Origin of the sequence: Bradyrhizobium sp. LCT2 (assembly GCF_009931255.1) — a bacterium.
GTDB classification, from domain to species: domain Bacteria; phylum Pseudomonadota; class Alphaproteobacteria; order Rhizobiales; family Xanthobacteraceae; genus Bradyrhizobium; species Bradyrhizobium diazoefficiens.
Genome location: NZ_CP034432.1, coordinates 4,269,897 through 4,290,985, shown reverse-complemented (window position 1 = coordinate 4,290,985; position 21,089 = coordinate 4,269,897). Strand labels below are relative to the sequence as shown.

Sequence of the window (21,089 nt, the reverse complement as noted above, 5' to 3'; positions counted from 1 at the left end):
TCATGACCGAGATCAACCTGCTCCAGCCGATGCACGCATCGACCAAGCGGGACTACGTTCAGCGCGTGCTCGAGCATGACAAGGCCGAATCCGCCGCCGTGGCGCGGCAATGGGGGCGCGACTATTGGGACGGCGACCGCCGTTACGGCTATGGCGGCTATCGCTACGACGGACGGTGGCGCCCGCTCGCCCAGACCCTGATCGACCGCTACGGCATCAAGCCGGGCATGAGCGTGCTCGATGTCGGCTGCGGCAAGGGCTATCTGCTCTACGAGTTCACCCAACTCGTCCCCGACCTCACGATCGCCGGCATCGACGTCTCCGAGTATGGCATCGCCAACGCCAAGGAGGACGTGCGGCCGCAGTTGAGGGTCGGCAGCGCCGTCGAGCTGCCCTACCCCGATCACAGCTTCGATCTCGTAGTGTCGCTCGGCGTGCTGCACAACCTTCCACTCGAGGACGTCTTCCGCGCGGTGTCGGAGATCGAGCGTGTCGGACGCGGCACCTCGAAATATCTGATGGTGGAATCGTTCCGCAACGAGCGCGAGAAGGCAAATCTCCTCTACTGGCAACTCACCTGCCTGAGCTTCCATGGCCCGGACACATGGGCCTGGATCTACGATAAATGCGGCTATCGGGGCGACCATGGGTTCATCTTCTTCGAATGAGACGGCGCGTCCGCGCCCACCGACTTCGCTGCGCGCGCAAAATCCGGAAGTCTACTATTCGGACGACGCCATCGTCACGGCGGACGACGCCACGATCGCGGAGCTGAAGCGTATTGCCGCCGGCAACCCGCGCCTGCGCAGCCGGCTGTGCACGCATCCCGATCCCTCGTCCGGCCTGCATGAGATGCTGATCGTGCATCATCGCGAGGCCTATGTGCGACCCCACATGCATCTTGGCAAACCTGAATCGTTTCACGTGATCGAGGGCACCGCGCAGGTCGTGATCTTCGAGGATGACGGCCGCATTCGCGACGTGCTCGAGATGGCGCCCTACGGCCAGGGCAAGCGCTGCTACTACCGGATGCCCGAACAGGTCTTCCACTCGATCCTGATCACCTCGGAGTGGCTGGTGTTTCACGAAACCACCGCCGGTCCCTTCGACCCCTCCCGCACGGCTTTTCCCGACTGGGCACCGGATGGCAGCGATGCCGCCGCGGTTCAGGACTATGTCGCGAAGACTGGCGTGCTCGCCGCGGAGCATCTGGCGGGACGTTAGATTTCGACTGATACCGCTACTCGACTATACCGCCTTGAACGTTCGAGGAAGACCTACCCGATGAAGCTGCCTACGTTACGCGCGACTTCAGAAAGATCGCATTGGGGACCGCCGACACGGCGGAAGCCACGCCGTACCCGCTTCCCTTCAATGGACTGCCGCGCGTCTTGCGGGACCTACCGACGACTGCTACCTGCATTGGTTGAGGACGCAACGGCCAGAGGGCTGCGCCGTGCACCCCGGGTTGGATGTATCCGGGACCATCTCATTGCGGGCCGCGCCGGTTTCATTGAACATCGCTTCGTCAGACCTGCCAAATGCGAGAACAACCAGTGACCGACCATTGCCGCCTCTGCCATTCGACCAACCTTCGACCGGTCATCGACCTCGGGCAGATGCCGATTGCGCATCGGCTCCGGCACAGCCGGAACGAGCAGGAGGAACGGTATCCGTTCGAGGTGCTCGCCTGCGGCGATTGCGGTCTGCCGCAGATCGTCAAGCCGATCGATCCCGACATCCTGTATCGCCAGTTCAACTACAATTTCAGCAGCTGGAAGCCTGAGCCGCACCAGGTCGACGAGCTCGATACCATCGCGAAATTCTCGAGCCATCAATCCGTGTTCGAGATCGGCTGCAACGACGGCCTGTTCATGGACAAGCTTCGCGAGCGCGGCGCGAAGGTTTTGGTCGGCGTGGAGCCCAACCCGGTGTCGGGCAAGATCGCCCGCGAGCGCGGCATCAAGGTCTATGCCGACATGATCAGCCCTGCGATGTGTCACGACGCCGTGGCGCAGGCCGGCAAGTTCGATCTCGTCGTCTCGCGCCAGGTGCTGGAGCACATCGTCGATTTCGAGAACTTTTTCGATTGCGTGAAGATCGCGCTCAGCGACGACGGGCTGCTGTTCATCGACGTGCCGGATTTCGCGCCGGGCTCGACGGCCGGCGACCTCTCAGTCCTCTGGGAGGAGCACGTCAGCTATTTCACCGAGCCGACCCTGGTCGCGCTGCTGGCGCGCCACGGCTTCGAGGCGGTGTCCGTGAAGAAATACAATTTCAGCGGCGGCACCCTCGCGATCGCGGCCCGCCGTGCGACGCGCGACGTGACGCCACCGCCCGCCCCCGCCGGCGTCGGCGAGAAATTCGGCCAGCGCGCGAGGGAGTATGGCGCCCGCCTGCGACCGATTCTCGCCAAGGCCCGCGCCAGCGGCGCCGAGATCGCCATCTACGGCGCGGGCTGCCGCGCCTGCACCTTCACCAATGCCCACGAACTTGCGGATCTCGTCGATCTCTCGGTCGACGATCAGAAGGAGCGTCAGGGACTGTTCCTGCCCGGCACCGGGATTCCGATCCGATCGCCCGAGGATCTCGCTGGCAAGTCCGAACCGCTCGTCTGCCTTCTTGCCGTGAACCAGGAGAACGAAGCCAAGGTCAGCAGCCGGCTGCGCGAAAACGTGAAGCGTCCGCTGCACATAGTCTCCATCTTCGCGCCGTCTGATATCTGGAGCGAGCTCGATCGCCTCGAGGCGGCCGCAGGGTCGCAGCATGGCTGACGACAAGCTCTTCAACTACTACGAACGCCAGGACATCCTGCCGACGTTCGGCAATTTCAAATCCTCTGCCGAACTCACCGCCTACGCCGGCCAGCGTCGCGAGCTTTTTTCGGACAAGCTGGTGCTGCCTGCGCGGCTGTTCCGCGATACGGAGGTTCTCGAATTCGGTCCTGACTCCGGTGAGAACGCCCTGGTGTTTGCCGGCTGGGGCGCGAACATGACGCTCGCCGAACCGAACCGGCATGCGCACCCGAAGATTGAGGCTTACTTCGCGCATTTCGGCCAGGCGGAACGTCTTCGCGAACTCGCATTGTCCGACGTCGAGGGGTTTCGCAGCGACCGCCGTTTCGACGTCATCGACGCCGAAGGGTTCATCTACACGGTGCAGCCGAGCGAAAAATGGCTCGGCATCTTCCATCGGTTGCTCAATCCGGACGGTTACGCCGTCGTTTCCTATTACGAACGTTACGGCGGCTTCTTCGAGCTCGCACTCAAGGCGATCCATGCCGCCGGCAAGGTCTTGACGGGCCGCTCCGCGCTGGAGACGGCGAAGCTGCTGTTCGAGCCGAAGTGGAACAGCATTCCGCACACCCGCAGCTTCGAATCCTGGTTGATGGACGTGCTCGAGAATCCGTTCGTCCGGTACCGCTACTTCCTCGATGCGGAGGCCCTCTGTACGGCGGCGAATGAGCAGGGGTTCGACATCCATTCGGCATGGCCCGCCTATCGCGACAGCCTGGACGTCTACTGGCACAAGAAGGTCGTGTCGGCGGACGAGAAACTGCGTCGCGCCACGCGCCATCTCGACCGCAGCCGTCTGAGCTTCCTCGGGGGACGAAAGCTTTATCTGGTCGGCAAGGCCGACGCGGTGAGCGCGATCTCGGCTTCGATCGAAGCTCTGGTGCTCGATGTGGACAGGATGATCGACGAGCCCTTCGGCGACAGCCTGCCCCGCGTGATCACCAGCCTCGCCTCGTTACGCGAGACGATCCTGACGACGGACATTCTCGCCGACGATGCTTCCGACATCGAAGCCATCACCGCAACGCTCGACAGTTTCCATCGCATCTTCAGCGCGATCGGACGGCGCGATGCGTCCGCGATCGCCGCCCTCACCCAGTCAGACCAGGCGTTCATCAACACCTGGGGGCAGCCGGCGCATTTCCTCGTCGTCCGGAAGCGCATCGAGGGATCGTAGCAAGTGAGGCCAGGCATTGGCATCATCGGAACGGGCATGGTCGGCCAGATGTGCCACCTCGCCAATTTCGTCGCCAATCCGGCCTGCCGCGTCGTTGCGATAGCAGATCTCCGACCTGACCTGGCAACCGCCGCGGCGCAGAAATTCGGCATCTCGCGGGTCTACGGCACGCACCTGGAATTGCTCGCGGACAGCGAGGTATCCGCCGTCGTCGTCGTGACCAAGCGTCGCGCCACCGGCCCGATCGTGCTGGACGCGTTAAACAGCGGCCGGCACGTGCTGTCGGAGAAGCCGATGGCCTACACGACGGTTCAGGCCGCGTCGCTGGTCGAGGCTGCGCGGCGGCAGCGCCTCGTCTACAGCATCGGCTACATGAAGCGTCACGACGCCGGCGTAGCGCGCGCGTTGGCCGAGCTGGCGCGTTTGCACACAGACGGTTCGCTCGGATGCGTTGTCGGAGCAAGGGGCTGGTGCTTCGGCGGCGACACTGGCCGATCGCACGACAATTTCGTCATGACCGGCGAAACCCGGCCGGACGGGCTCGAGCTCTGGCAGGATGGCCCCGACTGGATGCCGAACGCGATGCGGCCCGGCTACGATAATTTTCTGAACGTGTTCAGCCATATCATCAATCTGGCGCGCTACCTGCTCGGATCGTCGCCGGCAGTCACCGAAAGCACCGTCGAGATCGCGGGCGCGGCGCGCATAACCCTCGACTTCGACGGCGTCGCGTGCGCGCTGGATCTGGTGAATGGATCCGAAGGTGCGTGGCGCGAGGGATTGACGATCGATTTCGAGCGGGGCGCATTGACCATCGAACTGCCCCCGCCCTTTGCCGAGCAGGAGGCGGAGGTCATTCTCGACCAAGGCGGACAACGCACGCGGCTGGTGCGCGAAGGGAGTTGGGCGTTTCGGCGCCAGGCCGACGCTTTCGTCGCCGATATTGTCGAACAAGGAACGCCCCTGGCGTCCGGCCAAGATTCGGTGGCCGACATCGCGCTCGCCGAGGCGATCTGGAAGCGGCAGGTCAGCGGCTAGGCATCGCATCCGCTTTCGGGCGATCGAGCGGCGTTATCCCCGCGATCGGCCCTGGCTTGATGGTGACCTCGGCAAGTTGACGCAGAAGCTGCGATACGTCGCAGCGCGCCAGCAGCCGGCATGCATAGTACTTGCGCACCAGAACCCAGTTTGGCGCCGCGCCGGGCCCCGGCTGGAACGAGATCGTCGCCTGGGGGCCCGACGGGTCGACATGATGAAACGCACTTCCTGGCGCTGTCCGGGCCAGTTCGACGTCCTGGAGAACGCTCGACCTCTCGCCGCGCAAGGCGAAGCCGACAAATGGCTGATTGCCCCAGGCAAGGCGGAGCATGCCGGTGACCTCCGCGAAGCCGAACGGCACGTGGCGCGACGGGTAGTCGACGAATCCGTCATCGAGCGCGAACACCGTTGCTGCCGGCTGGGCGCGGCTGACGAGCTCGTTCGCCAGGGCCTCTTGTTTTAGGGTTCTCGCCTGCATGAAGATGTATGTGTCCCACAGCAGGCCGATCGACAGCACCGATCCAAATCCCAGCACGACCGCGAAGGCTGCCTTCGGACCGATCGCGTGTTCGACCCATCGCTTGAGACCGAGAAGGATCAACGCCAATGGCAGGCCGAACATCAGCAGATGACGGCTCTCATAAAAGTGCAAGCTGGAGGGCCGCAGGCCGGCGACCAGATAGGGAAACGACAAGGCCAGAAACAACACGACGGCGAGCAGGAGCGGCGCGGCAACCGTATATTTCGCGGTGGTCGGCTCCGTCTCGGACCGCAACAACAATAGGGCGGCGCCGACGAGAAGTGCGGCAACGCCGAGCGGCGCCGGTACCTCGATCGTCATCTTGAGCGCGCCAGCCACAACGTCCCAATAGCTCGTGATGAAAAACGCCTTCCAGCCGCTCGCCAACTCGCCGAGCGTCGGAAAATGGGCGCCATAGTGCTGCGCGTACGCGCCGATCCGCTTGAACCAGATATTGAGCGTGCCCCAATAGACCAGAGGGAGCACCATCAATTCCGGATAGCCCAGAGCGCAGCGCCAGGCCGCGAGCCATGTGCGGCGAACGAAGCCATGCGCCGCATCCCCGCCCCGCCATATCGCGACGAAGAGGCCGAGCACCATGAAGGCATAGAGCACGATCGTCGAGTTGAGCGCGAAGCTCAGCAGGAACACGAGCGCAGCGGCGACACGAAGCAGAACACGTCGCAGGCCGCGAGCAGTGAAGGCGAGCGTCAACAGCCAGGCACCGGTGAACAGCAGCCCGAAACTAAACACGTAGACCGCGTTCGCCTTGCCAGCCCAGAGCTGATAGCCGGGATAGGTCCAGACGATCAGCGCGAAGCCGACCGCCTCCGCACGGTCAAGCAGACCGAGACGCGTTGCGGTCAGAGCCAGGAACATCGCACCGAGGAGAATTCCGGCGAGCGCCAGCGCCACCATCACGGCGATGGGCGCGCCGGTCCAGTTGGCGAAGGTGTCGTAGCTGAAGAAGATCGGATGGCCCGCAGCGCTCAGGAGAAAATCGATGTCGATCACGAAATCCGGACGCGGCTTGAGCACCAGCCAGTCGTCCATGAAGAGGCCGTCGTTCAGCAGCATCGGCGCATGCGCGACCAGCAGCAGCGCCAGCAGAACGACTGTCGCGCGCAGCGTCGCGGATGTGCTGGGACGGGAGAGAGATGGCATCGACGGCAAGAATTCGCACGCCCACCCGACCGCCGCAAGGGCCGGATGACGGGCATTGACCCCCAAAATGCGACCTCCTATAGACGCCGTACAGGCTGGGCACCACAGAGGCGTCCGAGGCGATTTCCGCGATGAATTTCCTACCGGGCCCGGCGCAGACCACTGCGATTTGTCTCAGTGCCGCGCTTCCACTGCTCTTGCTTTGCTATGCACGTATCGCCGCCATTCGAGGTGCCGGCCGCCGTTTTCGGCTGGGCTGTCTCAGCGTGGTCGTGCTCTTTGTGATCGCCTGCATCGCAATTCCGGGTCCAAGGCTTCTCGACGACGTGGTCAGCGGCCTCTTCCTTCTGGCGACGGCGATGATGCTTTGCTACGTCCTGTTCAGCCTGCTGGCCTGGGGCTTCACCCTGACGCTGCTCACGGCACTCGTCCGGGCCGGATCTCCCCTCACCTTGGAGCAATGGGCTGCGGCCTACATGCAGGGGGGTGATCTCGGCACCTTCGCACACAATCGATTGAAGCTGCTGATCGGTTCGGGGATGGTGATGATAGCCGACGGCAAATTGGCGCCGACGGCCAAAGGACTTGCGGTGGCGCATCTCGTCAAGTTCGTTCGTTTCTCAACGGGTCTTGGATAGCGACACGATGTCATTTGCTGTCGGTCTCATCGCTGCCGTCGCATTTGCCGTGCTGGCGCCTGTCCTGCAGTTCGTCGCTCGCGCTCGGGCATGGTCGCTGGCACCGGTGATCGTGCTCGCGATCGCCGCAGTCGTTGCGCATCTTCTCGGCGTGCTGCTCGGCGTTCTGATCCTTCCGCAATTCCGCTATTGGGACGCCGCATCGATTTTCGGCTTTGGCGTCATGGGTTACGTTTTCGCCTTCGGCGCAGTCTACAAATCGGTCTCGCTGGACATCCTGCTGGGTCTTGCCGAGCGGCCCGACCGGGCGGCTCCGCTGTCGGACGTCGTCGAAGGGCAAGTTCCAGAACTGTTCCGCGGACGGACCAAGATCTTGATTGACGGGGGTCTGGTCGAGCAGGTCGATCCGCGGTTTGCCGCGACGGCGGCCGGACAGACCATGGCAAAACGGATCGCGCGGCTACGGCGTGCCTTCGGCATCGGCGATACCGGACTCTACGATTTTGCCGACTAGTTGCCCGAATGCAACGCAGTTGCGTTGACCTGATTGACTGGACCGATATTGTTGGCCGGATTTTGATCACCTAGCGTTGCAGGTGAGGTTCCAACAGTACTGAGTGGCCGGCGACGGCGGTATGTGATGACACCTTCCAGGGCGGAAAAAAGTCTTACGATCGTCATCCCTGCGCTGAACGAGCAGGACAAGATCGCCGACACCATCGACGGCGTGTTGCCGCTCGCCCGCGAATTGCTGGACGATTTCGAGATTTTCCTGATCGACGACGGCAGCACCGATGCCACCGGCGCGATCATGGACGAATTCGCAGCCAGCGACCGGCGGATCACCGTTCATCATAACGCCGAGCGGCGGGGCGTCGGCGCCGGCTTCGAATACGCCCTGTCACGCGCGAAGTTCGATGCCATTACCCTGATCCCCGGCGATCATGCCTTCCAGAACGAAGGCATTGCCAGGATGTTAAAGGCGTTGGGCGCCGCCGACATGGTGATCACCTATCGTGACAACCAGTCGGACCGTTCCGTCAACCGCTCGATCCAGTCGCATTCGCTGCGCTTCGTCCTGAACTGCATGTTCGGCTTCTGGCTGTCCGACTACCACAGCATGATCGTCTACCCCGTGAAATGGCTGCGCCAGATCGCGGTCAGGGCCGACGGCTACGGCTATCAGATCTGCGCGTTGATCTCGCTGCTCCAACTCGGCCTCACCTATGTCCAGGTCCCCGTGAGCCTGAACGCGGAGTTGAAGGGGTCATCGCGCGCGCTGCGGCTGCGCACCTATTTGGAGCTCATCGGGACCATCGTCTCGCTGCTCCGCCGCGTTCCCATCCGGGATGTCGATCGCGATCAGGTTCCGGTTGACGCCGGACGGACCCCCGCACGCTAGTCCCCGGCCGAGGCCCTCATCGCTGCGGGCGGCCGCGAGCGCCTGCCGGGGCAATCTTGCCCCATCCCGCCAGTATCTAGTCTAAGTGGTTGATTTCGCTGGCAGGAGTGGCAGGGCTCGAACCTGCGACCCCCGGTTTTGGAGACCGGTGCTCTACCAATTGAGCTACACTCCTACGGACCCTGCGTCGCCTTAGGATCACGGCCGCTTTCAAGCACAGGGGACGGCCGGATTGCAAGGGAGAAGCGCGCTCCCTTCGCTTGTTTGTGCCGCACCTTCTGGGCCACATTTCGCTCCCGATAATAATGTGCCCCCGGGAGTGACCATGACCGCGACAGCCGCCCTTAGCCCCGCAACCGCGCCGAAAACACCGCCTTTGCCCGAGGCCAAGCCCGAGACACTGGGCCTGTCGCGACCGCGCCTCCAGGCGATGTCGGACGCCTTCAAGCGCGAGATCGACAAGGGCACCGTCCCCGGAATCACCGTGCTGGTGGCCCGCCGCGGCCAGGTCGGCTGGTTCGAGGCGCTGGGCCGCCAGAGCCCAGCCGCATCAACGCCGATGGCGCTCGATTCGATCTTCCGGATCTTCTCGATGACCAAGCCGATCGTCTCCGTCGCCGTCATGGCGCTGGTCGAGGACGGCCACCTCATGCTCGGCGATCCCGTCGCCAAGTTCATTCCGGAGTTTGCCGACCAGAAGGTTGGGATCGTCAGCGGTGGCAAGCTGGACCTGGTTCCGCCGAAGCGGCCGATGACGGTGCAGGACCTGCTCCGCCACACCTCTGGCCTCACCTACGAGCACCAGGGCGACGGGCCCGTGCACAAGATCTACCAGGACTCGCGGGTGCGCAGCCGCAAGATCACCAATGCCGAGCACGCCGCACTGGTGGCGAGCTTCCCGCTGGTCTGCCAACCCGGCGACGAGTTCAACTACAGCCGCTCCACCGACATCCTCGGCCACATCATCGAGGTCGTCAGCGGCAAGTCGCTCGGCACCTTCCTCGCCGAACGCGTGCTTGCGCCGCTCCAGATGGCCGAGACCGGCTTCTCGACATCCGAGGCCAAAGCCGGCCGGCTCGCCGAACCGTTCGCGGCCGATCCCTGGACCGGCGACAAGGTCGCGCTGTTCAACATGCTGGAGCAGCCGGTGATGGAATCCGGCGGCGGCGGCCTCGTCTCCACCACGATGGACTACGCCCGTTTCGCGCTGATGTTGCGCAACGGCGGCACGCTCGACGGCAACAGGATCATCGGCCGCAAGACGCTGGAGCTGATGGCCTCCGACCACCTCGGGCCCGAGGTGAAGACCAACGGCACCCTGCTCTCGCCCGGCCACGGCTTCGGCCTCGGCTTCGCCGTGCGCCGCGAGGCCGGAATCGCGCCCTTCCCCGGCAGCGTCGGCCAGTATTTCTGGAGCGGCATTGCGGGAACGTTCTTCTGGATCGACCCGAAGGAGGATCTGCTCGCGGTGTTCATGAGCCAGGGTCCGGGCCAGCGCGACTACACGCGCACGCTGGTGCGGGATCTGGTTTACGCGGCGGTGGATTGACCCGAAGGGTCATTCCGGGGCGATACAAAGCATCGAACGATGGTGCGCAATTGCGCACCTGAGAATCTCGAAATCCCGGGTTCGCGCTAAGCGCGCCCCGGGATGACGCTCTATCGCGTCAACTGATCGTTGCGCCGCCGTCTATCACCATGGTCTGGCCGGTCATGAAGTCGCCGGCCTTCGAGCCCAGGAACACGGCCGCGCCGGCGATCTCGTCGGGGATGCCGATGCGGAGCAGCGGCGAACGCGAGGTCGAGGCCTTCAGGTTCTCCGGATTGTCCCACAGCGCCTTGGCGAAATCGGTCTTGATCAGGCCGGGCGCGATGCAGTTCACGCGGATGTTGTGCTTGCCGTATTCGCAGGCGAGGTTGCGCGCGAGCTGCATGTCGGCGGCTTTCGAGATCGCGTAGGCGCCGAGGATGGTCGAACCTTTGAGGCCGCCGATCGAGGACACGATGATGATCGAGCCGTCCTTGCGCTCGATCATCTGCGGCACCACCATCGAGATCAGCCAGTTGTTGGCGACGATGTTGTTGTCGAGGATCTTGCGGAACTGATCGTCGGAGATGCCGGCGAGCGGACCGTAATACGGGTTCGACGCCGCGTTGCAGACCAGCACGTCGATCTTGCCGAACGCTCGGTTGCTCTCGTCGATCAGGTTTTGCAGATTTTCCTTCGAGGAGATGTTGGCGGCGATCGCGACCGCCGTGCCCTTGCCGAACCTGTCGTTGATGCCCTTGGCCACCTGGTCGCAGACGTCGGCCTTGCGTGAGGAAATCACGACTTTGGCGCCGTGCTCGGCCATGCGCTCGGCGATCGCGAGCCCGATGCCGCGCGTCGAGCCGGTGATGACGGCAACTTTCCCCTTCATGTCGAACAAGGTCATGTTTCTCTCCCAGATTGATTTACGTATTCAGTGTCGTTCCGAGGCGATACGAAGCATCGAACTATGGTGCGCGGTTGCGCACCTGAGAATCTCGAGATTCCCGGTCCGGTCCTGCGGACCGTCCCGGAATGACAGCTTGCTCAGGCGAGCTTCTTGACTTCCGGCCCCGCCAGTTGATGCATCGCCGCGTGCGCATCATCCGCGATCCACGGCTGCTGATTGACCATCGGCAGCCGCCAGACCGTGCGCTCGGGACTCGCAAAATAGTCGAGCCGCGTGACCGAGCAATTGTCGATGTCGAACGACAGCCCCCGCTCCGGCTGGCCGTCGAGCGCGAGTCCCAGCGCGGCCTTGATGGTGCCGCCATGCGCGACCGCGATGATGTCCAGCCCCGCCGCCTCGCTGTTGATCCGCTCGATGGTGCGGCGCGTGCGGCTGTAGAGATCCATGAAGCTTTCGCCGCCGGGCGCGGGCTCATTGATGTCGGCGAACCAGCTCGTGCCCACCGGACGGCTGGCGATGAACTGGGCGCGGTTCATGCCCTGCCAGCGGCCGAGATTCTGCTCGGCGAGGTCCGCTTCCCACGTCATGGATGCAGGCCTTGGAAAGCCGGCCGCCCAGATCGCTTCGGCCGTTTGATGCGTCCGCATCAGATTGCTCGAATACCAGACCGCCTTGCGTGGCAGCACCTTGGCGACAGCATTGAACACGTAGGTATCGCTGGTGTCGCAGGCGATGTCGCTCTGACCGTAGATATTGCCGCCGTCATTGCGCACCGGCGCGTGACGGACCCACCACCACCGTGTCGTGACCACATTCGGCTTGTCTGCGCCTGCCATCGAAACCCTTCCATCCCGTGTGATGTCGCTGTACGTCAGGTGTGAACGTGTCTCAAGACACTTTACCGTTTGAAATCTTGTTTGAAATTCCGTCGCGCGGCAAGCGTCGCGCACGCCTCAAAGGGAGAAACGCATGGGCCGTCTGCAAGGCAAATCCGTCATCATCACCGGCGCCGGCAGCGGCATCGGTCGCGCCGCTGCGCTGTTGTTCACCAGGGAAGGCGCCAGGCTGATTGCGGTCGATCGCACCGAGGCGGTGAAGGAGACCGTCGAGGAGGTGAAGAAGGCCGGCGGTGTCGTGGAAGCGATGGTCGCGGATGCGGGTTCCGAGAAGGACGTGATCGCCGTCATCGACAGGGCGGTGAAGACGCACGGCCGGCTCGACGTGATCTGGGCCAATGCCGGCGTCTCCGGCGGGCTCATCCCGCTCGGCGAGCAAACCGTGGAACACTGGCAGGAGGTGCTGCGCGTCAACCTGATCGGTCCGTTCCTCGCGGTGAAGCACGCGATGCCGCACATGGTGAAGCAGCAGTCCGGCGCAATCGTGCTGACGGCGTCGGTCGCCGGCCTCAAGGCCGGCGCCAGCGGTCATCCCTATGCCGCGAGCAAGGCCGGCGTGATCAGCCTGGTGCAGACCACGGCCTATTCGCTCTCCGGCACCGGCGTGCGCATCAACGCGGTCTGCCCCGGCCTGATCGAAACCGGCATGACGAAACCGATCTTCGACCGCGCCAAGGAGCGCGGCACCGCCGACAAGATCGGCCAGCTCAACCCGCTGAAGCGCCCCGGCCAGCCGCACGAGCTCGCGGCGATGGGATTGTTCCTGGCCAGCGACGAAGCCTCGTATGTCAACGGCCAGGCGTTCCCGGTGGACGGCGGTCTGACGGCATCGATGCCGTATGCGGGCAAGCCGGTTTAGCAAAGTCGTTCTCTACGTTGAAAATGGCCGGGCGAGCCCGGCCATTTTCGGACCGGCGTTTTGCGCGAGACCGCGGCAACACCCTCGCCGTCGTCCTGGCGCAAGCCAGGACCCATAGCCGCCGAATTTGGTTGCTGCGAACGCTGGTGGCCACATCGCGCTTCGGCAACGCTGACCGGGGTGCGGAGGGATTCTGGATTGCTTCGCTGCGCTCGCAATGACGGAGTGTGGGAGACGGCGTCGCTCTTTCAACTCGCATTCCCATCGCAGACACACCTTCACCCTCTCGCGGCTTGTTTCGCCCGAGCTTTGCTTCGTCACCTCACCCTCGGATGAAAGAGGGCGCAGGGAAGGCCGGGAGCCGGCTGGCTCCTACTGACCGCCATGCGAGAAGCGGATTGCGCTACGATGCACAGCGGGAAACAGGGCAACCGGAGACATCCCGGCCTTCCCTGCGCAGTGGTTGGAACGGCTTATGTCGTGCTCTCCCCGGGGAGCGATGCACTATTGCCCCCGTCGCCCTGCGGATGGCTGACGCGCGCGGTCCGGTCGGGCCGCACACATCACCGCAGGACTTGGCGCACAGACCCCGGGCGCCAGGACGACACGATTTGGCCGTACGCCGATCACACCGGTCGTGCGCGCGACGTCCTCGCTCACGGTTGCCCGCCCTGCGAAACCCTTCGCGCCGATGCAACTAGCGTCCACCGCCGCCCGGCCCGCGTTCGTGACGATCGCGATACGCCCCTCTTCCTTGGGCCGGAGTGAGGCGACACATACGCCGTTTCCGAATTTCGGTAAAGTGGAATATTTTCGACAAGGCGCGTTGACCGCCATCTTGCGTGTCTTGCCCGACGGGCAACGCAAGGTCTCGTAGCCCGGATGGCGCCGGCGGCCCGCCTTATTCCGGTGGAATCGTCCCGGCCTGCTCGCGCAGCGATTTCGGCGTGACGTTATAGGCGGCGCGAAACGCGCGGTAGAAGCTCGAGACGTCGAGAAAGCCGCAGCGGAACGCAATGTCCGCGACCGACAGATCGGCGTAGACGGGATCGAGCAGATGGACGCGAGCCCGCCGCAGCCGCGCCGCCATCACCACCTGCGAGAAGCTCTCGCCGGCCTTCGCAAGCATGTGCTGCACGGTGCGCGAGGGCATGCCGAGCCGCCGCGCCACCCGCTCGAGGCTGACCTCGGGATCGAACGCCTGCTTGCTGATCGTCTGCCGAACCAAGGCGAGCCGCGCGCGGTAGACGGCCTCCTCACCGTCCACTCCCTGCACGCCGTCCCTGGCGCCGAGCCAGCGGCCAGTGAGTTTGATCAGGTGCTGCGTCGCCTCCGCAGCGCCGCCTTCGTCCAGCCCCGCCCCGTTCGCGATCAACAGCCGCGCATAACCGGTCAGGAGCTGATAGTCGGCACCGGTGCAATCGAGCGGGCGGCAGGCCAGGTCGACCGGGGACAGGCCCCACTCCCTGAAGATCGCGTTCGGCAATTTCAGGCTGATGCAATGGCCGTTGTTCGGGGCAATGGCCTGTGTGCTCGCGTCCAGTACGAGCAGCCCCGCCTGTCCCGGCTGGACATCGATCTCGCGCCCGAGCTGGCGGCCGATATGAGTTGTCGCGCCGATGTTGAAGCTCAGATAGACGTGGTCCTCGTCGTCGCGGTTGATGTGCTTTTTGGTCCGCGCGCCGATAAAGGAGGAGCTGAACATCTCCCCCAGCGCGACCGTCTCGTTCATGAGGAATTTGTGCGTCCCGATGATGCGGGCATCCCCCTCGGCAAACCCCATGTCCATGCCGGTGACGATCTGCTCGAAACACTCGGCCCACACGCGAGCGCGAATGGCGGGATCGGTAATGCCGTCAAGCACAGTCGTATCGAAAATCAGGCTCTGAAAGACCGACATCCCCCCGCCCCAGTTGCAAACGAAAAAATAACACGGAAGAAGAAGAACGGCGCATCTTCCGGCAATAATTTGCAATAGACGCAATGTGGTTGCGTGCCAAGCGGTAGAGGCGGACCGGCCGGGGCGATAATTTCGTCAGCCACAAATCATTGCAGTCGCAGGCCTCGGCCCGATGCAGCACGACATTCGCATCGCGATAGCGTGCCGCAACGAGGACGACGCCCCTGCTGCGGGCATGGGCGAGAGCGACATGATGTTGAATTGGGCGGGGCTGACAGCGTATCGATCAACCGAGGATCGCAGGTGGCGCGCATCCAATGCCCGAGGCCGATCCTGCCCGGTCCGCATTGTGCGCCTGGTCGCGGTCTTTGCTTTGTCGGCGCTTTGTCTGCTGTCCGGAAAACGGCCGGCGACAGCGCAGTTCGTCTGCGACACGTCCGGCGGTGCGACGATGGGCGCCTCCGCGGGCGGTCTCGCCAGCACCAACTTCGCCTGTGGACCGAACGCCAACGCCTTTGGCCTCGTTAGCGCCAATTTCGCCGCCGGCGTCAACTCCGACGCCAGCGGAGACGCCAGCTCGAACTTCGCCGCGGGCGTGAATGCAAGCGCGACCGGCGACAACAGCAACAACGTCGCAATCGGCAACGGCGCCAGCGCCGCCGGCGATTCCGGCACGAGCGTGGCGACCGGCTTCGGCGCCAACGCCGCCGGAATCGGCGGAAAGAACGTCGCCACGGGCGACCATGCCAATGCCAGCGGCAACAATGGGACCAACATCGCAATCGGCGTGAACGCCGCTGCCAATGGCAACAACTTGAGCAATACGGCCGTGGGTTCCAATTCAATCGCCACCGGTACGAATTCGTCGGCGTTCGGCGCCAATGCCCACGCGTTCGGCAGTCAGAGCAGCGCATTCGGCCTCGGCAACACCGCCAACGGCGGCAACAGTGCCGCGCTCGGCACCAACAACACCGCCACCGGCAACAACAGCGCCGCCGTAGGCTCGACCAACGCCGTCAACGGCGACGGCAGTGCGGCCTTCGGCTCCGGCAACGCCATCAACGGCACCAACTACGCGGCCGTCGGCTCCAACAACGTCGTCGCCGGCAACAACGGCGCGGTTGTCGGCTCCGGCAATGGCGTCACCGGCGACAACACCGCGGCCTTCGGCTCCAGTATCGGCATCGCCGGCGGCAACAACGCGGCTGTCGGCTCCTTCAGCACCGTCACCGGCAGCAACAGCGCGGCTGTTGGCTCCTTCAACAACGTCAGCGGCAATAACAGCGGCGCCTTTGGCACCGGACAGAACGTCCGCGGTAACGGCACGTTCGCCATCGGCGATCCCAACATCGTCAACGGCAACAACAGTTTGGTGTTCGGCGACAACAACACGGTGAACGGGTCCAATGTGGCGGGTCGCGGCGACAACATCCAGCTGGTCGGCTCGAACAACACCATTGCGGCAACGTCCAGCGCCGCCGGCTCCTCCGTGTTCGGCAGCGGCAACACCGTCAACGCCACCAATGCCGTGGTGATGGGCAACAACAGCACCGTCTCCGGCGCGTCCTCTGTCGCGATCGGCAATGGCACGGGCGCTACCGGCATCAACGCGATCGCGATGGGCACCGGCGCCGGCGCGAATTTCGACAACTCGGTCGCGATCGGCAGCGGCGCGACCACGACGCGGAGCAACCAGGTCGCAGTCGGCACCGCCAGCAGCACCTACACGATGAGCGGCATCACCTCGGCTGCGAGCAAGGCGGCGCAGTCCGGACCGACCCAGCTCGTCACATCGGACGCGGCCGGCAATCTGGCGACCACCTCGCTGGCTGGCCTCGGACTTGCCTCCGCCGGCGACATCAACGGAATCAACTCCCAACTGGCCGCCCTCAACGGCCGCGTCGACAACCTGACACGGGAGTCGCGCGGCGGCGTGGCGTTGGCGCTCGCGGCGTCCAGCCTGCAATTCGATCCTCGCCCGGGCAAGATCTCGGTCTCCGGCGGCTTCGGCAATTTCCAGGGACAATCCGGCCTCGCGGTCGGCCTCGGCTATTCCTATTCGGACGCCATGCGCTTCAACGCGGCGTTCACGGCCGCACAGCAAGGCGCCATCGGCGTCAGGGCCGGCGCGTCGTGGACGCTGAACTGAGGATGATGTTACCGACCGATCTTGCGGGCCGCGACAACTTCGAGTGTCCGGATGTTGCCGGACGGTGACAGATTCCGTTTGATCGAACCGCTAGTGTCGTTGGGCTCGGTTGGTCTGAGGAATAGCGATGCATGTTTTTATTGGCTCGGGTGTGGGAACCCGACCTGGATCGATGGGATTCGGCGCGCGTGTCGGGGTCAGGCCCGGATGGTGAGGCTGGGTTGGGCCGTGCGCTCGCGGAAATATCTCGGCCTCGCTTTGGGCGTGGTGGTCGCCTTGTCGCCGATCGTGATGAACCCGGTCAGCGCCGAGGACGACAAGGCCGCCGCCAAACAGCCGCAGCTTCCCGTCAGCGCCGAGCAGGCGCTGTACCTGATCCGCTCGACACTGCTGACGCTGAACGATGCCAACCGCTCCGGCAACTATTCGGTGCTGCGCGATCTCGCCGCGCCCGACTTCCAGGCCAGGAACAGCGCCGCCGATCTCGCGCTTGGCTTCACCGACCTGCGGCGGCGGAATTTCGACCTGTTCTCGGTGGCGCTTGCCGCGCCGCAGCTCTCGACGCCGCCTTATCTCGATCCCAACAAGATGCTGCGGCTGACAGGGTTCTTTCCGACCCGCCCGCTCCAGATCAATTTCGACCTCACCTTCCAGAACGTTGCCAACCAGTGGCGGCCCTACGGCATTTCGGTCGCGACACCGCAGGCGCCGCCGGAAACCGCCGCGGCGCCGGCGCCCGCGCCGGCCAAGAAGAACGCGGCCCAGAAGAACTGAGCGCATTCGGACGGCCGAGCGGGCTCGCCCCCTGCCCGGCGGGTTTGCACGTCGTGCCGTTCCGTTGGTATGGTTCGTGCAGGCGGCAGAGCCGACCACGATCCCTCCCATCACATGATCCCGAGAATGCTGGACACAAGACCCGACCGGATTCGCAAGCTCCTCGCCGACCTCGTCGGCTTCGACACCATCAGCGACCGCACCAACCTGCCCCTGATCGCCCATATCGAAAGCTATCTCGCGGCGCTCGGCGTCGGCTTTGAGCGCATCGTCGACGAGACCGGACAGAAAGCCTCGCTGTGGGTCACGATCGGGCCGGAGGACCGCCCGGGCCTCGTGCTGTCGGGCCATACCGACGTCGTTCCGGTCGCGGGCCAGGACTGGAGTCACGATCCGTTCAAGCTGGTCGAGCGCGACGGCAGGCTCTACGGCCGCGGCACCACCGACATGAAGGGGTTTGTGGCGGTGTGCCTCGCCATGGTGCCTGACATGGTGGAGGCCAGGCTCAAGACGCCGATTCATCTGGCGATCTCCTATGACGAGGAGATCGGCTGCGTCGGCGTGCGGCCGATGCTCGGCGAGGTCGCCAGGAAGAAGGTCAAGCCGCTCGGCGCCTTCATCGGCGAGCCGACGCAGATGCAGGTCATCATCGGGCACAAGGGCAAGCACGGCGTACGCGCCACCTTCCGCGGTCTTGCCCGCCACTCCTCGATCGCGCCCGACGGCGTCAATGCGATCGAATATGCCGCCGAGCTGATTGTCGAGATCCGCCGCCGCGCCGTGCTGCTCGCTGGCAAGAAATCAACCGACAGCCTCTACGACGTGCCGCACTCGACGCTCCTCACCAGCATCGTGCATGGCGGCGCCGCGCTGAACATCGTGCCCGATACCTGCACGGTGGATTTCGAATGCCGCGGCATTGGCATCACCGAGTCGCGCGAGGTGACGGATGCGATCGTCGCCTGGGCCAAGGCCGAAATCGAGCCGGCGATGAAGGCGCGGCATCCGGAATGCGGCATCGATTTCGAGGAGATCCTCGACTATCCCGCGCTCGACACCGCCGCCGATGCGACAATCGTCACGCTGGCCAAGAGCCTCGCGGGGCGCAACGACCACGCCAAGGTCGCCTTCGGCACCGAGGCGAGCCTGTTTGCCAGCATGGCCGGTATCCCCTCGGTCGTGATCGGCCCCGGCGCGATCGCGCAGGCGCACACGCCGGACGAGTTCGTGGAGATGTCGGAGCTGTTGAAATGCGCGGGGTTCGTCGAGAAGCTGATCGCGCATTGCGCGAAGGGGTAAGCGACGCTGCCGTAGGGTGGGCAAAGCGGAAGCGTGCCCACCAATGTTACCGCGATCGCGGCAAGATGGTGGGCACAGCGCTGCGCGCTTTTGCCCACCCTACGAGAGCTGGCGCGGGCCACCTCATCTTTCCTGCAACGCCAGCCGCACGCCGACGGCGCAGTAGATGGTCCCAACCACCTTGCCCTGCCACCTCACGACGGCCGGATGGCGGCGCAGGAAATTGCCGAGACGGCCGGCACCCACCGCGAACACGACGGTGCTCAACAAGCCGAGCAGCACGAAGACGATGCCGAGGACCGCAAGCTGAAGCGCGGTCGCGCCGTGTTCCGGCCGGACGAATTGCGGCAGGAAGGCGAGGAAGAACAGCGCGGTCTTGGGATTGAGCACCTCGGTCAGCACGGCCTCGCGGAATGCGCGACCAGCGCTGATCGTGGGCGCTCCGCCATTCAGCTCGATCGGTGCCTTGTCGAGCATGGCGCGAATGCCGAGATAGATCAGGAACGCGGCCCCCGCATATTTGACGATGCTGAACAGGAGCGCCGAAGTGGCGATGATCGCCGAGAGGCCGACGATCGCCATGCTGGTGTGAATCACGTCACCCGCTGCAATCCCCGCGCCCGTCGCGATACCCACCTTCGTTCCGGAGCTTGCGGCCCGCGCCATGGTGAGGAGCGTGGCCGGACCGGGAATGAAGACGAAGCCGAGTACGATGAGGACGTAGGTGACGAGGGTGGTGCTGTCGATCATGTCGCGAGCTTACGTCACCGCAACCTCGCTGTCATGCCCCGGCTTGACCGCGGCATCCAGTACGCCGCGGCGGCTCGGTTCAGGCACTGCCGGCTCTGGAATACCGGATTGCCCGCCCCAGTGCGCAATTGCGCACAAGGCGGGCAATGACGCGGAGCGTGTAGAGGAATGTGAAAAAAAGCGCGGCCATCGACCGCGCCTTCATAGTTCCTCAAACCGCCCCCGCCTTCTGCGCGTATTCCCATGACGTCTGCGACAGCGGCACGGTGCGCTTGGCGGATTCAAGCGCCTTGGCGTTGGCGGCGGTGCCGTCGCGGATGCGCCCCGCAATACCTTGCGTGATGCCGGCGAGACGGAACAGGTTGTAGGAGAAGTACCAGTTGAGATCGGGCACGCTCATCCCGGTCGCGTTGCAGTAGATCTGCGCGGCCTCCTCCAGGCTCGGTATGTTCAGCGCCTTGAGATCGACGCCCTGCAGGCCCGGCATGATCCACTGCATGAGCAGATAGGTGAAGTCGGCCATGGGATCGCCGAGCGTCGACAGCTCCCAGTCCAGCACGGCCTGCACGCGCGGTTCCGTTGCGTGGAAAATCATGTTGTCGAGGCGATAGTCGCCGTGGACGATCGAGACGCGCGCCTGCTCCGGCACGGTCTTGGGCAGCCACTCGGCGACCTTCTCGAACTCCGGAATGTGCTGGGTTTCGGAGGCGCGATATTGCTTGGTCCAGCGGTCGATCTGGCGCGCGAAATAGTTGCCGGGCTTGCCGAAGTCGCCAAGGCCGATCGCGACGGGATCGTACATGTGGAGTTTCGCCAGCGTCTCGATCTTGCTGGTGAAGATCTTTCGCCGCGCGTCGGCATCCTGGCTCGGCAGCGCCGGATCCCAGAACACCCGGCCCTCCTCCATCGACATGATGTAGAACGCCGCGCCGATGACGCCGTCGTCCTGGCACAGCGCATAGGCGCGCGCGACCGGAAAGCCCTGTTTTCCAAGGGCCGCGATCACGCGATATTCGCGATCGACCGCATGCGCCGACGGCAGCAATTTGCCGAACGGCTTGCGGCGCATCACGTAGGAGCGCTTCGGCGTGTTCAGCCGGTAGGTCGGGTTGGACTGACCGCCCTTGAACTGGAGGACGACCAGCGGTCCCTCATAGCCTTCGACGTTGTCGCGCATCCACGCCTCGAGGCGCAGCTCGTCGAAACGATGCCGCTCCTCGACCGGCTTGGTGCCCGAGAACTCCTCGTCTTTCCTGACGCCGTCGGCCACGATGACGCTCCCTCAATTCT

At 64.4% G+C, this 21,089-nt stretch carries 19 protein-coding genes and 1 tRNA gene; 13 read left to right on the top strand and 7 right to left on the bottom strand.

Annotated features, from left to right (window positions below; all coding sequences use genetic code 11):
• Positions 1-2: 2 nt before the first annotated feature.
• The 5 genes from EI171_RS20605 (at position 3) to EI171_RS20585 (ending at position 5,010) form a co-directional block, all read left to right on the top strand.
• Positions 3-668 carry a class I SAM-dependent methyltransferase gene (locus EI171_RS20605; protein WP_161534554.1) on the top strand — a complete coding sequence of 222 codons (666 nt, stop codon included), beginning with the start codon at positions 3-5 and terminating at the stop codon, positions 666-668.
• A complete protein-coding gene (locus EI171_RS20600; protein WP_161534553.1) occupies positions 646-1,224 on the top strand; it encodes a WbuC family cupin fold metalloprotein in 579 nt (192 codons plus the stop codon). The genes EI171_RS20605 and EI171_RS20600 overlap by 23 nt, the downstream gene beginning before the upstream one ends.
• Positions 1,225-1,556: 332 nt before the next feature.
• Positions 1,557-2,774 carry a class I SAM-dependent methyltransferase gene (locus EI171_RS20595; protein ID WP_161534552.1) on the top strand — a complete coding sequence of 406 codons (1,218 nt, stop codon included), beginning with the start codon at positions 1,557-1,559 and terminating at the stop codon, positions 2,772-2,774.
• Positions 2,767-3,972: a class I SAM-dependent methyltransferase gene (locus EI171_RS20590; protein ID WP_161534551.1), complete on the top strand. Its 1,206-nt coding sequence runs from the start codon at positions 2,767-2,769 to the stop codon at positions 3,970-3,972. Before EI171_RS20595 ends, EI171_RS20590 begins: the two co-directional genes overlap by 8 nt.
• 3 nt (positions 3,973-3,975) lie before the next feature.
• Positions 3,976-5,010: a Gfo/Idh/MocA family protein gene (locus EI171_RS20585; RefSeq protein WP_161534550.1), complete on the top strand. Its 1,035-nt coding sequence runs from the start codon at positions 3,976-3,978 to the stop codon at positions 5,008-5,010.
• Here EI171_RS20585 and EI171_RS20580 read toward each other — a convergent pair.
• The gene (locus EI171_RS20580; RefSeq protein ID WP_161534549.1) at positions 5,000-6,694 is read right to left on the bottom strand and encodes a hypothetical protein; all 1,695 of its coding nucleotides are present in this window, start codon (positions 6,692-6,694) and stop codon (positions 5,000-5,002) included. The two genes, EI171_RS20585 and EI171_RS20580, sit on opposite strands and share 11 nt — an antisense overlap.
• A 131-nt stretch (positions 6,695-6,825) precedes the next feature.
• On the opposite strand from EI171_RS20580, the gene EI171_RS20575 reads away from it, so the two are divergent.
• From EI171_RS20575 to EI171_RS20565, 3 genes are all read left to right on the top strand, one after another.
• Positions 6,826-7,332 carry a hypothetical protein gene (locus EI171_RS20575; RefSeq protein ID WP_011088186.1) on the top strand — a complete coding sequence of 169 codons (507 nt, stop codon included), beginning with the start codon at positions 6,826-6,828 and terminating at the stop codon, positions 7,330-7,332.
• Between the two features lie 7 nt (positions 7,333-7,339).
• Positions 7,340-7,846: a hypothetical protein gene (locus EI171_RS20570; RefSeq protein WP_161534548.1), complete on the top strand. Its 507-nt coding sequence runs from the start codon at positions 7,340-7,342 to the stop codon at positions 7,844-7,846.
• Between the two features lie 126 nt (positions 7,847-7,972).
• A complete protein-coding gene (locus EI171_RS20565) occupies positions 7,973-8,734 on the top strand; it encodes a glycosyltransferase family 2 protein (protein ID WP_039184768.1) in 762 nt (253 codons plus the stop codon).
• A 99-nt stretch (positions 8,735-8,833) separates the two neighbouring features.
• On the opposite strand, the gene EI171_RS20560 is transcribed toward EI171_RS20565, so the two are convergent.
• A tRNA-Trp gene (locus EI171_RS20560) sits at positions 8,834-8,909 on the bottom strand.
• A 150-nt stretch (positions 8,910-9,059) separates the two neighbouring features.
• On the opposite strand from EI171_RS20560, the gene EI171_RS20555 reads away from it, so the two are divergent.
• The gene (locus EI171_RS20555) at positions 9,060-10,283 is read left to right on the top strand and encodes a serine hydrolase (protein WP_161534547.1); all 1,224 of its coding nucleotides are present in this window, start codon (positions 9,060-9,062) and stop codon (positions 10,281-10,283) included.
• 118 nt (positions 10,284-10,401) lie between these two features.
• On the opposite strand, the gene EI171_RS20550 is transcribed toward EI171_RS20555, so the two are convergent.
• The gene (locus EI171_RS20550) at positions 10,402-11,169 is read right to left on the bottom strand and encodes an SDR family NAD(P)-dependent oxidoreductase (protein ID WP_161534546.1); all 768 of its coding nucleotides are present in this window, start codon (positions 11,167-11,169) and stop codon (positions 10,402-10,404) included.
• A gap of 140 nt (positions 11,170-11,309) precedes the next feature.
• Complete coding sequence (locus EI171_RS20545) at positions 11,310-12,008, bottom strand: histidine phosphatase family protein (RefSeq protein ID WP_038967049.1); 699 nt, start codon at positions 12,006-12,008, stop codon at positions 11,310-11,312.
• 133 nt (positions 12,009-12,141) lie between these two features.
• On the opposite strand from EI171_RS20545, the gene EI171_RS20540 reads away from it, so the two are divergent.
• Positions 12,142-12,927: an SDR family NAD(P)-dependent oxidoreductase gene (locus EI171_RS20540; protein ID WP_161534545.1), complete on the top strand. Its 786-nt coding sequence runs from the start codon at positions 12,142-12,144 to the stop codon at positions 12,925-12,927.
• Positions 12,928-13,828: 901 nt separating this feature from the next.
• On the opposite strand, the gene EI171_RS20535 is transcribed toward EI171_RS20540, so the two are convergent.
• A complete protein-coding gene (locus EI171_RS20535) occupies positions 13,829-14,827 on the bottom strand; it encodes an AraC family transcriptional regulator (protein WP_161534544.1) in 999 nt (332 codons plus the stop codon).
• A 172-nt stretch (positions 14,828-14,999) separates the two neighbouring features.
• Between EI171_RS20535 and EI171_RS20530 the strand changes: the two genes are divergently transcribed.
• The 3 genes from EI171_RS20530 to argE all read left to right on the top strand — a co-directional run bounded on the left by EI171_RS20530 (position 15,000) and on the right by argE (position 19,049).
• Positions 15,000-16,976 (top strand): YadA-like family protein, encoded by a 1,977-nt coding sequence (locus EI171_RS20530; protein ID WP_161534543.1) that lies wholly within the window; start codon positions 15,000-15,002, stop codon positions 16,974-16,976.
• Positions 16,977-17,183: 207 nt separating this feature from the next.
• Positions 17,184-17,750 carry a hypothetical protein gene (locus tag EI171_RS20525; RefSeq protein WP_246740592.1) on the top strand — a complete coding sequence of 189 codons (567 nt, stop codon included), beginning with the start codon at positions 17,184-17,186 and terminating at the stop codon, positions 17,748-17,750.
• 126 nt (positions 17,751-17,876) lie between these two features.
• Positions 17,877-19,049 (top strand): acetylornithine deacetylase, encoded by a 1,173-nt coding sequence (argE, locus tag EI171_RS20520; RefSeq protein ID WP_161534541.1) that lies wholly within the window; start codon positions 17,877-17,879, stop codon positions 19,047-19,049.
• 123 nt (positions 19,050-19,172) lie between these two features.
• Here argE and EI171_RS20515 read toward each other — a convergent pair whose 3' ends face one another.
• Both EI171_RS20515 and EI171_RS20510 read right to left on the bottom strand, forming a co-directional pair.
• Positions 19,173-19,799 carry a LysE family translocator gene (locus tag EI171_RS20515; RefSeq protein ID WP_161534540.1) on the bottom strand — a complete coding sequence of 209 codons (627 nt, stop codon included), beginning with the start codon at positions 19,797-19,799 and terminating at the stop codon, positions 19,173-19,175.
• Between the two features lie 211 nt (positions 19,800-20,010).
• The gene (locus tag EI171_RS20510; protein WP_161534539.1) at positions 20,011-21,069 is read right to left on the bottom strand and encodes a phosphotransferase family protein; all 1,059 of its coding nucleotides are present in this window, start codon (positions 21,067-21,069) and stop codon (positions 20,011-20,013) included.
• Positions 21,070-21,089 lie beyond the last annotated feature (20 nt).

Bases quoted from the DNA above. Each gene is read 5' to 3' on its own strand.
- EI171_RS20545 (WP_038967049.1), bottom strand. From the start codon at position 12,008: ATGGCAGGCGCAGACAAGCCGAATGTGGTCACGACACGGTGGTGGTGG.
- EI171_RS20530 (WP_161534543.1), top strand. From the start codon at position 15,000: ATGCAGCACGACATTCGCATCGCGATAGCGTGCCGCAACGAGGACGAC.
- EI171_RS20580 (WP_161534549.1), bottom strand. From the start codon at position 6,694: ATGCCATCTCTCTCCCGTCCCAGCACATCCGCGACGCTGCGCGCGACA.
- EI171_RS20535 (WP_161534544.1), bottom strand. From the start codon at position 14,827: ATGTCGGTCTTTCAGAGCCTGATTTTCGATACGACTGTGCTTGACGGC.
- EI171_RS20600 (WP_161534553.1), top strand. From the start codon at position 646: ATGGGTTCATCTTCTTCGAATGAGACGGCGCGTCCGCGCCCACCGACT.
- EI171_RS20570 (WP_161534548.1), top strand. From the start codon at position 7,340: ATGTCATTTGCTGTCGGTCTCATCGCTGCCGTCGCATTTGCCGTGCTG.
- EI171_RS20605 (WP_161534554.1), top strand. From the start codon at position 3: ATGACCGAGATCAACCTGCTCCAGCCGATGCACGCATCGACCAAGCGG.
- EI171_RS20590 (WP_161534551.1), top strand. From the start codon at position 2,767: ATGGCTGACGACAAGCTCTTCAACTACTACGAACGCCAGGACATCCTG.
- EI171_RS20540 (WP_161534545.1), top strand. From the start codon at position 12,142: ATGGGCCGTCTGCAAGGCAAATCCGTCATCATCACCGGCGCCGGCAGC.
- EI171_RS20565 (WP_039184768.1), top strand. From the start codon at position 7,973: ATGACACCTTCCAGGGCGGAAAAAAGTCTTACGATCGTCATCCCTGCG.
- EI171_RS20555 (WP_161534547.1), top strand. From the start codon at position 9,060: ATGACCGCGACAGCCGCCCTTAGCCCCGCAACCGCGCCGAAAACACCG.
- EI171_RS20515 (WP_161534540.1), bottom strand. From the start codon at position 19,799: ATGATCGACAGCACCACCCTCGTCACCTACGTCCTCATCGTACTCGGC.
- EI171_RS20525 (WP_246740592.1), top strand. From the start codon at position 17,184: ATGGTGAGGCTGGGTTGGGCCGTGCGCTCGCGGAAATATCTCGGCCTC.
- EI171_RS20575 (WP_011088186.1), top strand. From the start codon at position 6,826: ATGAATTTCCTACCGGGCCCGGCGCAGACCACTGCGATTTGTCTCAGT.
- EI171_RS20550 (WP_161534546.1), bottom strand. From the start codon at position 11,169: ATGACCTTGTTCGACATGAAGGGGAAAGTTGCCGTCATCACCGGCTCG.
- argE (WP_161534541.1), top strand. From the start codon at position 17,877: ATGCTGGACACAAGACCCGACCGGATTCGCAAGCTCCTCGCCGACCTC.